This window comes from Chryseobacterium sp. MYb328, assembly GCF_037572595.1.
In the GTDB taxonomy this organism is placed as follows: domain Bacteria; phylum Bacteroidota; class Bacteroidia; order Flavobacteriales; family Weeksellaceae; genus Chryseobacterium; species Chryseobacterium pennae.
The window spans coordinates 58,504-72,013 of sequence record NZ_JBBGZQ010000012.1 but is presented as its reverse complement, the minus strand read 5'-3'; the positions used below and the strand labels follow the sequence as shown (position 1 = coordinate 72,013).

At 35.1% G+C, this 13,510-nt stretch carries 11 protein-coding genes and 1 riboswitch; of the genes, 3 read left to right on the top strand and 8 right to left on the bottom strand.

The window, feature by feature from the left end; translation table 11 throughout:
• Nucleotides 1-136 precede the first annotated feature (136 nt).
• Together dnaG and clpP are read left to right on the top strand one after the other, a co-directional pair.
• Nucleotides 137-2,122: a DNA primase gene (gene dnaG / locus WH267_RS13310; RefSeq protein WP_340008862.1), complete on the top strand. Its 1,986-nt coding sequence runs from the start codon at nt 137-139 to the stop codon at nt 2,120-2,122.
• A gap of 111 nt (nt 2,123-2,233) precedes the next feature.
• On the top strand, nt 2,234-2,920 hold the full coding sequence (gene clpP / locus WH267_RS13305) for an ATP-dependent Clp endopeptidase proteolytic subunit ClpP (protein ID WP_115972476.1): 687 nt from the start codon (nt 2,234-2,236) through the stop codon (nt 2,918-2,920).
• Nucleotides 2,921-3,123: 203 nt separating this feature from the next.
• On the opposite strand, the gene WH267_RS13300 is transcribed toward clpP, so the two are convergent.
• Nucleotides 3,124-4,239 carry a T9SS type A sorting domain-containing protein gene (locus WH267_RS13300; protein ID WP_340008860.1) on the bottom strand — a complete coding sequence of 372 codons (1,116 nt, stop codon included), beginning with the start codon at nt 4,237-4,239 and terminating at the stop codon, nt 3,124-3,126.
• A gap of 71 nt (nt 4,240-4,310) precedes the next feature.
• Nucleotides 4,311-4,499, bottom strand: a riboswitch (cobalamin riboswitch).
• Nucleotides 4,500-4,754: 255 nt separating this feature from the next.
• Between WH267_RS13300 and WH267_RS13295 the strand changes: the two genes are divergently transcribed.
• The gene (locus WH267_RS13295) at nt 4,755-6,020 is read left to right on the top strand and encodes an esterase-like activity of phytase family protein (RefSeq protein WP_340008859.1); all 1,266 of its coding nucleotides are present in this window, start codon (nt 4,755-4,757) and stop codon (nt 6,018-6,020) included.
• Nucleotides 6,021-6,136: 116 nt separating this feature from the next.
• Here WH267_RS13295 and WH267_RS13290 read toward each other — a convergent pair whose 3' ends face one another.
• The 7 genes from WH267_RS13290 to WH267_RS13260 form a co-directional block, all read right to left on the bottom strand.
• A complete protein-coding gene (locus WH267_RS13290; protein WP_340008857.1) occupies nt 6,137-6,952 on the bottom strand; it encodes an aspartyl protease family protein in 816 nt (271 codons plus the stop codon).
• Between the two features lie 119 nt (nt 6,953-7,071).
• Nucleotides 7,072-8,229 (bottom strand): helix-turn-helix domain-containing protein, encoded by a 1,158-nt coding sequence (locus tag WH267_RS13285; protein ID WP_340008855.1) that lies wholly within the window; start codon nt 8,227-8,229, stop codon nt 7,072-7,074.
• Nucleotides 8,230-8,474: 245 nt separating this feature from the next.
• Complete coding sequence (gene tpiA, locus WH267_RS13280; protein ID WP_340008853.1) at nt 8,475-9,233, bottom strand: triose-phosphate isomerase; 759 nt, start codon at nt 9,231-9,233, stop codon at nt 8,475-8,477.
• Nucleotides 9,234-9,370: 137 nt separating this feature from the next.
• Nucleotides 9,371-9,748: a GxxExxY protein gene (locus WH267_RS13275; protein ID WP_068942189.1), complete on the bottom strand. Its 378-nt coding sequence runs from the start codon at nt 9,746-9,748 to the stop codon at nt 9,371-9,373.
• Between the two features lie 40 nt (nt 9,749-9,788).
• On the bottom strand, nt 9,789-11,915 hold the full coding sequence (locus WH267_RS13270) for a S9 family peptidase (protein ID WP_340008849.1): 2,127 nt from the start codon (nt 11,913-11,915) through the stop codon (nt 9,789-9,791).
• A 24-nt stretch (nt 11,916-11,939) separates the two neighbouring features.
• Nucleotides 11,940-12,287: a TerB family tellurite resistance protein gene (locus WH267_RS13265; protein WP_115972484.1), complete on the bottom strand. Its 348-nt coding sequence runs from the start codon at nt 12,285-12,287 to the stop codon at nt 11,940-11,942.
• Between the two features lie 112 nt (nt 12,288-12,399).
• Nucleotides 12,400-13,509: a BT_3928 family protein gene (locus WH267_RS13260; RefSeq protein ID WP_123319888.1), complete on the bottom strand. Its 1,110-nt coding sequence runs from the start codon at nt 13,507-13,509 to the stop codon at nt 12,400-12,402.
• Between the last annotated feature and the right edge of the window lies 1 nt (nt 13,510).

Here is a 13,510-nt window from a genome sequence, read left to right as displayed (position 1 = left end):
GGAGTTTCCCGGCTTTTTTATTGAAGTATGTGTAGCAAGGGGTTAGAGGATTTTAGGGTAATAAATTACTCTATAGAAAACTTTTGTAAGGCTTTCTTTTTTTGTTAGAGGAAGAGAAATGTCATATTTTTACATCATGATTTCTAAGCAGACCATAGATAAAATATTCTCCACAATCAGGGTGGAAGAGATTGTAGGTGAATATGTGCAGTTGAAAAGAGCGGGGTCTAACTTTAAAGGCCTCAGTCCTTTTCATGAAGAAAAGTCTCCCAGTTTTGTTGTTTCGCCAAGTAAGCAGATCTGGAAGGATTTCTCTACTGGAAAAGGAGGAACCGCGATATCCTTTTTAATGGAAATTGAAAACTTCACTTATCCTGAAGCTCTCCGTCATGCCGCAAAAAAATACGGAATTGAAATCGAAGAAGATCTGCGTGAAATTTCTGAAGAAGCAAAACATGCACAGACAGAAAAAGATCTGTTGTTTAAAATTCATGAAGTAGCTAATACTTATTTTCAGGAAATCCTTTGGGATAACAAAGAGGGGAGAAGTATAGGATTATCCTACTTTAAAGAAAGAGAACTTAAAGATGATATTATTAATAAGTTCCAACTTGGATATTCTCCAGAACAAAAGAATGCATTTACCGCTTATGCTTTAGAGAAAGGCTATACTAAAGAGATTCTTGAAAAATCAGGGCTTTCTATTTTTCCTGAAAATACTCCGGCAGGTGTTGACAGATTCCGTGAAAGGGTAATTTTCCCGATCCATAGTTTCTCAGGAAGGGTTTTGGGCTTTGGAGCGAGAATCCTTAAGAATAATGTAAAAACAGCAAAGTATCTCAACTCGCCGGAAACGGAGATCTATCATAAATCCAATGTTCTTTACGGGTTAAACCAAAGTAAGCAGGCCATTTCAAGAAAGAATGGCTGTCTTTTGGTGGAAGGATATATGGATGTGATTTCACTTCATATGTCCGGAATTGAAAACGTTGTAGCAAGTTCCGGAACTTCCCTTACCACTGAGCAGATTAAGTTGATTAAGAGACTTACGGAAAACGTAACGATTCTTTTTGATGGAGATAATGCAGGGATTAAAGCCAGCTTCAGAAGCATTGACATGTTGCTGACAGAAGGGATGAACATCCGTGTTTTGCTGTTCCCTGATGGTGATGACCCGGATTCCTTCGCCAGAAAACATCCGCAGGAATATGTAGAAAAATACATTGAAAATGAAGCGATGGATTTCATCGATTTTAAGGCGGAAATTCTGTTGCGGGATGTTGGAAATGATCCTATCAAAAAGGCGGAAGCAATTCGTGATATCGTAAAATCAGTTTCCTTTGTACAGAACGCACTGAAGAGGGAAGTGTATCTGAAGGAGGTTTCCAATAAATTCGGACTTTCTGAACAGAGTCTTTTCAATGAGCTGGATGTTCAGAAGCAGATTACCCAGAATCAGACCCATCATGTCCAGCAGCAGCATAAGGAAAAAGCGGCTCCAAAGCTGGAGATTGTTCCTCCGGATAAAGAAAAAGAAGACCCTTTTTTGTTTGAAGTATTGTTTATGGAGAACAAACTTGTTGAGCATATGTTAGCATTTGGAGATATTGTTCTTAAAAGGAAAAATGAAAATAATGAAGAATATCAGATAACAGTTATTGAAGAAATTATTCATCACTTTGAAGAGGAACAATATACATTTTTAGTTAAAGGAAATGAGATTATTATCAATCAGGTCAAAGAAGGAATTCAGAAAGATGAATTGAGAAGTGGAAACTTTTTTGTATCTTTTATGGATGAAGAAATTACGACAAAGGTTGTGGATGCGCTGATTCCTTTGGATGAGCTTGAAAATTGGGCGTCCAGAAATATTTATCCACCCAATTACGGAGATAATGTTGCAGATCAGATCCAGGGTGATGTTTTGCTACATAAATACAGATATATTGATTATCTGATTAAGGAAACGGCGGGCGAGCTGGATCAATACAGTGGGGCTGATGAAGTAAAGTACTTTGAGCTGATCAAAAAAATTACTTTACTGAAGCAGGCTTCCATCCGATTGAGTAATATCATTGAGTATTCCCCGATCAAGGGAATCTATGTAGATCGGAAAAGATAGTTTAAAGACAAAAGGATTCCGGATTCTATGACAAAAAGTCCTATAAAATTTTAGGAATAAATATTGTAATTTAAACTTCGGAAATATTTTAAAATAATACATAATATCAATATGGACATTAAAAAGGAATTCAGAGATTTCTCTGTAAAACATTTAGGAAACAACGGTCTGGCTACCGATCAGTATATGGGAATGTATGGCCCAACGAATTTAACTCCGTACATCATGGAAGAAAGAAGATTAAACGTTGCTCAGATGGACGTTTTTTCCCGTCTGATGATGGATAGAATTATCTTCCTGGGAACTGGAATTGACGATCAGGTAGCGAATATCGTTACTGCTCAGCTTTTATTCCTGGAAAGTGCAGATCCGTCTAAAGATATTCAGATCTATATCAATTCTCCTGGTGGAAGTGTATATGCCGGTTTAGGTATTTATGACACCATGCAGATCATTAAGCCGGATGTAGCGACAATCTGTACAGGAATGGCTGCTTCTATGGGAGCCGTATTATTGGTTGCAGGAGAAAAAGGAAAGCGTTCTGCGCTTAAACATTCAAGAGTAATGATTCACCAGCCTTCAGGAGGTGCTCAGGGAGTAGCTTCCGATATGGAGATCAACTTAAGAGAGATGTTGAAATTGAAGCAGGAGCTTTATGACATTATTGCTCATCATTCAGGACAGACTTACGAGTGGGTAGAGAAATCTTCCGACAGAGATTACTGGATGACTTCCGAAGAAGCTAAAAGCTACGGTATGGTAGATGAGGTTCTTCAAAGATCTACAGAGAAAAAATAATTGATTGTATAATCATAATGAAAAACGCATCCAACTTGGATGCGTTTTTTTGTTTGCGGCGAATACACGAATTTTTATTGTACGTTTCATAGCGGATTGCTATAACGAAGAAATATCAAAATTGAAGACGTGATATTCTCCTCCGATGGAGGGGTGTCGAAAATTCAAAGAATTTTTGACGGGGTGGTTTACCATCTCCCTCTTTACTTCTTCACAATCTTATGTACAGTAGAACCACTCTTAGTTTTAACCTCAACCCAGTATACACCGGTATTTAAAGATGTAACATTAATCTTAGATGTCTGAGTAGTCATCACTTTCTGTCCTAAAGAAGAATAAATATTGACTTCTTTGATATTTTCAGGAGTTTCAATCTGAATAAAATCACTTGTTGGATTTGGATAAATATTGAATAATGCTTTCTTGTTTGCTGAAGCCACCGATAATGTAGCGTTATGTGCCTCAGTTGGTGTGAAAGGTCTTCTTTGTCCGAAACTTAATCCTAACCATATATTGTTACTCAATTGTATCTGGCTGAGATCAGTTTTTTTCTGCCAGCTAGAAAGGTCTTCTCCGGTGTATAATTTCCAGTTTTCTGTTCCGGAGTTATTTCCTGTGAAGGTATTGAGTGATAGATTGGAAATTTGGTTATTGCTGGAAGTGAAATTGAAATAGGAAGCTTGTGACTGGATAAGCTGCAGAGCCTGTTCCGCTGTTATACTGCCATTATACTGAATTCCAAAAACAAATGAATTGGCTTGATCATTAGAATTATTAGTTCCAAAATCTACCACTACAAGACTTTTATTGGTTCCTGTTCCAATCCAATGGGTAATTTGTGATGAAGTATACCATTGGGAACTGTAAGCGGGTACTGGAGTTGATGGTGGGGTATCAATTTCATCCATTCCATAGGTTATTCCAAACCATAGTCCGTCTGTTAAAGCAGTATAGCCTACACCATTATTTTGATTGGACATATTCCCTGCATTAGGTCCCGACCAGGTAATCCAGTAGTCATCTGTACTTGGAGTATGATGATTGTATGTGAAGCTGTACAGGAACCCTGAAGGAATGTCAGCCTCTATTTTAGGCTCTGCTTCTACAATAGCATTAACCATATCTTCCGCCATTAAATTATCATCATCAAAACGATAGCCCCAAACATAAGAATTAGGCGTGTTGTTGTCATTAAAATCAGCAATGAAATAGGCCTTTTTAGAACCGGTTCCCACCCAAAACTTAATGTCATTTTCTGTGAATTGAGCGAAGAAAAACTGCGTACAAAGCAGTAAGAAAAAAAAATAGATTTTTCTCATAATATAATTAAATTAAAGTTTTATTCCCGAAACTTATTAATAGGAAGAGACTGGTATAGTCTGATTCTAAAATTAAAAGTTTATTCAAGGCAGGTCTCCTGGCTCGCATCCTATAGCTAACCTTCCCGGATTTTGGTCCAGTGGTATCATACAGCTACAGGTAAACAGCTTACAGTTGCGGGTACAGCTCAAGATTTGAATAATATTCTCACTTAATTCCCTATTATGAACAGTGTTCAACCTTAAAGACCGCAAATATATCATATAAATTTTTGATGCCTATTTTGTGAATTACATACCTGTTTTAACCTTTTATTAAAGGTTAATTGTATTTTCTGAATTTGAATTTATTGATTGGTAATGGATTGGGTTTATGTGTTCGGATTTTTAAGTTAAATCTGAATTTTTGTTGTTTATACTGAATTCATCTTTAGGTTCTATTGTTAAAATACAATTATCATTGCATTCAAGATCAGTTTATAATCAAGTTATACTTTCGCGCCATAAAAGTTAATATGAAAAAATTACTATTATCTGCTTTGATGATGACTGTATTATGGTCATGTAAAGATGATGAAAATAATGTAAATAACCAGGATGTTAATTATTCTAAACTTCCGCAGGAATTTCCATTTTCTACTTTGGCAACAATAAACGGAGTAGCTGTGATTAATGGTGGATTTGGCTCAGGAGCTGCTGCTCACCCTACAAGAAAAGGGGAGTTTTATGTGATTACAGACCGTGGTCCGAATACAGATTATCAGAATGGTAAAAAATTTTTAACTCCCAATTTTACTCCAACCATTATGCATTTTAAAATTAATGCTGAAGGGAATGTAGAAGTAATCAAATATATTAAACTTAAAAATCCATCCGGACAGCCTATTACAGGACTTCCAAACCCAGTAGGAATGGGAAGTACAGGTGAAGTAGCTTATGATGCATCAGGAAATGTTCTGGGAACGGATAAATATGGCTTAGACAGTGAAAGTATTGTAGCTGCATCAGATGGTACATTCTGGGTTTCTGATGAATACGGACCGCACATTGTTCATTATAGTGCTGATGGAGTAGAGCTGGAAAGAATAAGCCCGATTGGGGTAAATACAGGAAGTAGAAAATTACCTGCCGTTTTAGCTAAAAGAAGAGCCAACAGAGGAATGGAAGGTCTTTGTATAACTCCGGACGGGAAAACATTGGTGGGGACAATACAGTCCATGATGTTGGTGCCTTCAAAAGCTTTGGCAACGAACACAACCTTAACGAGAATCGTAACTTTCGATATCAGTACTGGAAAAACGAAACAATATCTGTATAAGCAGGATGGTGGAGCTTCGGATTCTGTTTGTGACATTACGGCATTAGGGAATAATGAATTCCTAGTGATTGAAAGAGATGGTAATTTCGGGACACAGGGCGGAATTAAAAAGGTATACAGAATCAACTTAAGTGATGCAACGGATGTTACCGGAACTGACCTTGCAGCTGTAGACGGAATGAAAGTAAACGGAAAAGCGTTGGAACAGTGTACCTGGGATGAACTTGCCAACGCAGGAATTAAACCTGTTTCTAAAAAACTAGCGGTAGACCTGGTTGCTAAACTAGGATATGAGCACGATAAATTTGAGGGAATTGTTTATTTAGGAAACAATAAACTGGCTGTTTTCAATGATGATGACTTTGGGGTAGTAGATGATGGAAACGGAAATCCTAAAGCAAAAATACTTCCTAAAACAGGGAAGGTAGACAAAGGAACTATGTATATAGTCGATATTCAATAATTAGATTTTTTTAACGGAAAGCGGCGGATTTATTCCGCCGCTTTTTATTATTATTGACCTTGATAATTAGTTTAGAAAATAAAAGATATTTGGAAGAAAGGTGGTGTTTGTTCAGCCTATTCAATCCAAACTCTGTTATTTTTAAAATCAATTGTAAAAATATAGCTGCACATGGCCTCAAAATTGAGCACGCCATCATAAATAATATCTCTTGTAAATGACTTTGAGGTAAATGATTTTTTTCCAATAATAAATGGAGTCTCAGAATTCATTTGATCCTTGTCTTTTGATAGTTTCCAAGTTGCAGCAGTTTCTGTAGATAAAAGTAAAGGCCCGCTGTTTCCGGAATCAAGAAGAAACCAGTATGACTGATTGGCTTTTGGAATATTTAAAAAAATATTAAGTTCAGTAGCTTCCAGACCATTGGCAAATCTGCTGGAAACTAGATGTTTCCTATGTATTGCCTTTTTTGATGAAGAATGACTCTCGATAATAATAGTATTTTTAGCAAGATTGAGCGTAAGAATATGATCAGTAAATGATTTTAAAGAAATAACACCATCTATTTTGGGGAATTCTTTTGGCAGAATAGTCATAATATCTAGAACACCTACTGTTGGATGGTCGATTTTTTGAGAACCAATAGTCATTGAGATATGATCTGACTTTTGAACTTTAATAATTTCTCCGCTCATTCTAAAACCTGTAGCACTTCCATATATTTTTTTATTAAAATGATTTGCGATCTCTGGAGAAATAAGAGTCCCACCTCCCCCGGTATCAAAAAGGAAATTATACTTTTCCCCTTCAATAATTACCTCTACAGTTTTCATGTTTTCAATATAAGGTTTTAGCCTTATTGTGTCTTGTCCAAATCCCCAAATGCTTATTCCTAAAAATAATAAGGTGAAAAATGCTTTCTTTGTTTTCATAATTCTTTTGTTTGTTATGTGAGACAAAATAGTCTCTGTTTTATAGCAGACAAATTTGAATTATTATCTTCCGAAAAGCGACCGATTTTAAAAAGTCGAACCAAATAAAAAGGGGTTGATCAATTTGCTTTATAAAAGGTATTTCTGTACTCTGTAGGGGTTAAAGTAGTATATTTTTTAAATGCAGTATTAAATGATGATTTTGAATTAAAGCCAACCTGGTATAAGATTTCTAAAACAGTGCAATCTTTTTTAGAGTGATTTTTTAATAATTCCATTGCATTTTCGATGCGGTATGTATTCACAAAATCAAAAAAATGCTGGTTCATATTTGAGTTAATTAAAACGGACAATTCCCGGGTGGGCATATTCATTTGCGCTGCAAGGTTTTGAACTGTAAGAGCTGGATCTAAATATGGCTTTTCTTCTACCATATATCTGTTCAGTAATTCGATTTGGAAATTGATCCTGTTATCGTTGATCTTTTGTTGGTCTTCTGATTTGATCTTCGGAGGTATTTCACCTTTTAAGTCGTTTATGATCTGTAACTGAGTATCAACTCCTCTAAAAAATTCAGGATATTTTAATGCTTTTAAAACAAACCAGCTGGTGACAATTAATGCAATGATATCCAGAAATCCATTAATGAAAATCAGAAGTTGATGATCATCGGTATATCTCAATATATTTTTAAAGGTTGCAAAATAATGAACAGCTGTAAAAAGTAAGGTTATTTGAAACAACCATTTAAATACTAAATTGGCAGAATAAGATTGATTTTGGAGATAGAGATTTCGGGTTCTTCTCAAAATCATGAAAATGAAAATAGTATAAACTAAATACTGGATTTCTATCAAATATTGGAAAATAATCATTTCAAAGGTTTGATGATGATGTTTGAAGAAATACTTTTTTTCAATATCATCAGCTCCATAAATTCCTGAAGCCAACAAAAGGTTGATAACGATAAAAGGAATTGTATGTAACAGAAATTTACTTTTTAATTGAAAATCATTATAGCAAAGTGATAAAACATACAAGTAGAATAGGGGAATGTTCAATAATATGACAGTCCATCTGAAAATCTCTAAATTTGGATAAATGCTAATGATAGGTTCAGCAATGAAAACTCCGGCAACATCAATAGATGTCAGAAAAAGATATCCTGCAAAAAGTTGATTGGAAAGCTTTTTAGTAGATTTTATGGTCAATAAAAAGAAAATAAGAAGGAATAATATAAAAACAGATATGATAGCGATCGTTTTTAAAAAATCCATTTAAGTAGTTTTAAGTGATGTATAAAAAAATAAAAATCTTCAGAATTTCTTCACTTCCTATCCTTGGCCCCAACTAATTTTTTCTAAAAATCAAAACAAATGTAAATATAGGTTTTTATAATAAAAAAGCGGTCTCAAAAAAATAATGTTTCTCGTAGTCATCCGGCTGATAGCTTTTGCCATTTAGTAGATTCCTGGAGTACTATGTTATCTTTTAGAGACCGCCTTTTTTTATGTTACATCTTTTAATTGAAACCCTCAATAATTTTAGAGAAATCCTCTAATTTCAAAGCAGCACCTCCAATCAGACCTCCATCAATATCAGGCTGAGAGAAGATTTCTTTAGCATTATCCGGTTTCACAGAACCTCCGTAAAGGATAGAAACCTCATCTGCTACTTCCTGTCCGTATTTAGTAGCAATCGTATTTCTGATGTGTGCGTGAATTTCCTGAGCCTGCTCCGGGCTTGCTGTTTCCCCTGTTCCGATCGCCCAAACCGGTTCGTAAGCGATAACTACCTTTTTGATCTCTTCTGCTGAAAGAGTAAAAAGAGCTACTTCAGTTTGATTTTTAACCACTTCAAGGTGTTGACCCGCTTTTCTTTGTTCAAGTGTTTCCCCGTTACAATAGATTGGGGTAAGACCTTTATCTAAAGCTAATTTTACTTTTCTGTTGCAGTGAGAATCTGTTTCTCCGTGGTATTGTCTTCTTTCAGAGTGTCCGATCAATGAACCTGTAGCATCGATAGATTCCAGCATATCAGCAGAGATTTCTCCTGTATAAGCACCACTTTCGTGCTCGCTCATGTCCTGAGAGAATACTCCAATTTCATCCTTTTCAAAGATATCTTTAGCCATCATTAAGTATAAAGATGGAGGAGCGATCCAAACCTCACAGTTCGTAGCATTATTGTTTTTATAGCTTAGCAATTGAATCATTAATTGTTGTGCATCAATTACATTTTTGTTCATTTTCCAGTTGCCTGCAACTATTTTTCTTCTCATAAGATTTATATTGATTTATTTTACTTTTTAATTAAATTTTTACTTTACATCTGCGTTATCTGCAAAATCTGCATGTATTATTTTTTTCTCTCGCAGATTAGTTTGATTTCGCAGATAAATGTAGTTTTAATAGATCTTTACAGATTATTGACCACTCTTTTTATATTATCTAAAATATTGGTTGTATTAAAGTTAATTAATAGCCCCAGTTTTTTGTCTGACAATCTCAAATAAGTATATAATTGTTTATAATAAACATTATCCAGCTCTTTTACAGATTTTAATTCTAAAATAACTTTATCTTCCACTAAAATGTCAATTTTAAAATTGATATCAAATTTTTTATTGTCATAATAAACAGGAAGTAAAACTTCAGACTTAACGCTCAATCCATTTTCTTCTAATTCGTAGATGAGAATTTTTTGATACACAGATTCAAGCAAACCAGGACCTAGCTGATTATAAACTTTGAAAACAGACTTTCGTACAATATATGAAATTTCATTTTCTGTCATAAAGTATCAATCTGCGTTATCTGCAAAATCTGCGAGAGACTTATTTATTAATCCCTTCCAATTTAAACATAAAAGCATACACCAAAGCCAGATCCTTCAGATAATCAAATCTTCCGGAAGCTCCGCCATGGCCATATTCCATGTCTGTTTTTAATAATAATACGTTTTTATCTGTTTTCATATCTCTCAGTTTGGCTACCCATTTTGCAGGTTCAAAATACTGAACCTGAGAATCATGAAGACCCGTTGTTACCAATAGATTCGGATAGTTTTTCTTTTCGATATTTTCGTAAGGGGAGTAAGATTTCATATAGAGGTAAGCCTCTTTATTGTTGGGGTTACCCCATTCGTCATACTCATTGGTTGTCAAAGGAATACTGGTATCAAGCATGGTATTGATAACATCTACAAAAGGAACCTGCGAAATCACACCATTCCAAAGACTAGGGCTCATATTAGCGATAGCTCCCATTAACAATCCTCCGGCACTTCCGCCCTGAGCATATAAATGTTTAGGCGAGGTATATTTTTCTTTCACAAGATATTCTCCTGCATCAATGAAATCGGTAAATGTGTTTTTCTTTTTCATCATTTTCCCGTCTTCATACCATTGTCTTCCCATTTCCTGGCCGCCGCGGATGTGAGCAATAGCATAGGCAAAACCTCTGTCCAGAAGACTTAATCTTGTACTGCTGAATGTAGCATCCATAGAACTTCCGTATGAACCATAAGCATAAAGAAGAAGTGGATTGCTCCCTTCTTTTTTTAATCCTTTTTTGTAAACAATAGATATTGGAATCCGGGTTCCATCTTTTGCAGTAGCAAAAAGCCTTTCTGTTGTATAAAGATCTTTGTTATAGCCACCCAGAACTTCCTGCTGTTTCAAAAGATTTCTTTTGCCTGTTTTTAAATCCTGTTCATACTGAGAACTTGGTGTAATCATAGACGTATATCCGAAACGGAAATTATCTGTATTATACTCAGGATTTCCTGATGGATAAACAGTGTAAGCTGCTTCATCAAATTTTAGAAAATCATTTTTACCTGTTTTTCTGTCATAAATCACCAATTGAGAAAGCCCGTTTTGTCTTTCACTGAACACCAGGTAATTTTTGAACTCAGTAATTCCTTCCATCAGAACCTCTTTTCTGTGAGGGATAAAATCTTTCCAGTTCTCAACGCCTGTTTTATTTAAAGGTGTTTCTACAACTTTAAAGTTAAGAGCATCCTTATTGGTGGTAATTAAAAATTTATCTTCCAGTGGAGTAACATCATACAGGACATCATTTATTCTAGGCTGAAAAACCTTAAATGTTCCGTTGGGTTCATTGGCATCAAGATATCTGGTTTCAGAAGAGGTGGTAGCCTGAGAATAGATCATAATAAATTTCTCATTCTTAGATTTTCCTACACCAATATAGTTGGTTTTATCCTTTTCCTCATATACTAGGGCATCCTTTGAAGAATCAGTTCCCAGAGTGTGTCTGAAAATCTTTTCTGTTAAAAGAGTTTCCGGGTTCTTTGAAGTATAAAATATCGTTTTGTTATCATTCGCCCATGTAGCTGATCCTGTTGTATTTTTAATACCGAGATCAATGGTTTTTCCTGTTGACAGATCTTTTAAAAATAATTTATACTGTCTTCGGGATACATCATCCACACCATAAATAAGTTTTGTATTATCCGGACTGATCGTGAAGCCTGAAGCAGAATAATAGGAATGCCCTTCAGCCTGTTTGTCAACATCCAAAAGAATTTCTTCTGGAGCCGTAAGACTTCCTTTTTTTCTACAATACTTAAAATACTGTTTTCCTGCTTCTGTACGGGTGTAATAATAATATCCGTTTTTGAAAACCGGAACAGATTCATCTTTTTCCTTAATTCTGGCTTTCATCTCCTGAAAAAGCTTTTCTCTGAAAGGTTCTGTATCTTTCATCATCCCTTCCCAATAGGTGTTTTCAGCTTTTAAATAATCAACAACTTTGGTAGAATCTTTTCCTTTTTTAAAATAATCGATCATCCAGTAATAAGGATCATTGACCTTATCACCATGGATTTCTCTGATGTGTTCCTGTTTTTCTGCAACAGGAGCTTTCAGGTCCGGAAATTTCTGAGATTGAAATGTAGATGCACTCATTACTAATAGTCCTAGATAAATTTTTTTCATGGTATTTTTTGATTTAGGAAGGAATTATAATCCCCATAAGTTTTTCAGCAAAACGTAGAAGGTGTGTTCTTCTTCAGTGACCTTGTTGTCTGCTTTAATCAGAGACTTGGCAAACTGAGCAAATTTTACACGTTCATCTTTTGTAGAATCATCTAGGAAACATCTTCCATGAAATTCAAAGTGATCTTTCCATTCTTCAGGCTGTAAAAGAGCCAATGTTTCAAGCTCATTGTCAAGGTTCATTCTGAATGGGAATTCATCAGCCAGATATTGCTGTACCAACATTCCTTCTTCAGGAGCAAACTCTCCGTCTACAGAAGAAAGGATCATTAATAAGTGGTAACCGGCGATAGATTTATTTGATTTTTGCATAAGTTTTAAAATTAAGTTTAGTGTTTAAAGGTATAGTCTGGTCTTTATAAGTTTTAGTCTTTATCTTTTGAAATTGACCATCCACTTGTGAAGCAAAACGGACTATTCCCATTTATTTTACATAGTCCTTTGCAGGCTGTTTATCAATAATTTTTCCATTTTGAAGAACCAGTACAAACGGGTTGCTCCTTGCAATGGTTTTAATAGCAGTGCCGTCCATCATGGCATTTTTAATCGTTTTAAAAGTATTCTGATCCGTTGAAACACCATAGATAAGTGTCCCTTTCTGAGCATTTACTTTAGCTTCTACCTTTTGAAGAAGATCTGCAGAAACTTCTTTCGGATGGTAAGAAAATACAAGAATAGCTTTTGGAGCTTTAATGATCTCGTCAGTAAGTTCCATTCCTGTAGGATCTTCAATCTTGAATTTTACAATCTCAGATTTATAACCTTCTTTTACAAGTACAGATTCATTTTTTCCTTCTTCAATTTTCCATGGAGAACCTTCTGCCCAGTATTTTGTTTCCTTGATATACTCATCCTGATTCACCTTTAAAACTTCATTTGTTTTCTGATTTTTAAGAGAATAAAAAGTTTTGTATTCGGATGGATTTTTATTGATCTTTTCCTTTTCCCCTTTGATATCTGTCCCGATTTTATAATCACGGAAATCAATCATAGGTTCATGCATAATTCCCTGAGCCATAATGTAGATCATTACCAGAGAAAATGCCGCGAAAATATAATATTTGAACTTTCCTGTAGATTCTTTTCTGCTACTGCCATATTCATCCGTTTTACGGAAATCTTTTTTGTACAGGACAAACAGAATGATCAGTCCCATAAGAAGAGCAACATCTTTAAAGAAACTCTGCCAAGGGGTAAATTTAATAGCATCTCCGAAGCATCCACAATCTGTAACCACATTGAAATAAGCGGAATAAAAGGTAAGGAAGCCAAAGAACACACAAAGTGCAATTAGAGCTGATAAGGTAAATTTAAGCTTCATTTTCAGCAGCAGCATAAATCCGAGGAAAAGCTCCAGTACAACAACGATAATTGAAAACAGCAGGGCAAATTTTTCAAAAAACGGCATATTGAAGACTGCAGGTGAAAAATATTCCTCCATTTTGAAAGAGAATCCTACCAGATCCACAGCTTTTACAAAGCCGGAAAGGATAAAAATGACAGCGATAATAAAGCGTAATAAACCTTTGATCATG

Excerpts from the sequence above, each read along its gene's own strand:
- dnaG (WP_340008862.1), top strand. The coding sequence starts at position 137 with ATGATTTCTAAGCAGACCATAGATAAAATATTCTCCACAATCAGGGTG.
- clpP (WP_115972476.1), top strand. The coding sequence starts at position 2,234 with ATGGACATTAAAAAGGAATTCAGAGATTTCTCTGTAAAACATTTAGGA.
- WH267_RS13300 (WP_340008860.1), bottom strand. The coding sequence starts at position 4,239 with ATGAGAAAAATCTATTTTTTTTTCTTACTGCTTTGTACGCAGTTTTTC.
- WH267_RS13295 (WP_340008859.1), top strand. The coding sequence starts at position 4,755 with ATGAAAAAATTACTATTATCTGCTTTGATGATGACTGTATTATGGTCA.
- WH267_RS13290 (WP_340008857.1), bottom strand. The coding sequence starts at position 6,952 with ATGAAAACAAAGAAAGCATTTTTCACCTTATTATTTTTAGGAATAAGC.
- WH267_RS13285 (WP_340008855.1), bottom strand. The coding sequence starts at position 8,229 with ATGGATTTTTTAAAAACGATCGCTATCATATCTGTTTTTATATTATTC.
- tpiA (WP_340008853.1), bottom strand. The coding sequence starts at position 9,233 with ATGAGAAGAAAAATAGTTGCAGGCAACTGGAAAATGAACAAAAATGTA.
- WH267_RS13275 (WP_068942189.1), bottom strand. The coding sequence starts at position 9,748 with ATGACAGAAAATGAAATTTCATATATTGTACGAAAGTCTGTTTTCAAA.
- WH267_RS13270 (WP_340008849.1), bottom strand. The coding sequence starts at position 11,915 with ATGAAAAAAATTTATCTAGGACTATTAGTAATGAGTGCATCTACATTT.
- WH267_RS13265 (WP_115972484.1), bottom strand. The coding sequence starts at position 12,287 with ATGCAAAAATCAAATAAATCTATCGCCGGTTACCACTTATTAATGATC.
- WH267_RS13260 (WP_123319888.1), bottom strand. The coding sequence starts at position 13,509 with ATGATCAAAGGTTTATTACGCTTTATTATCGCTGTCATTTTTATCCTT.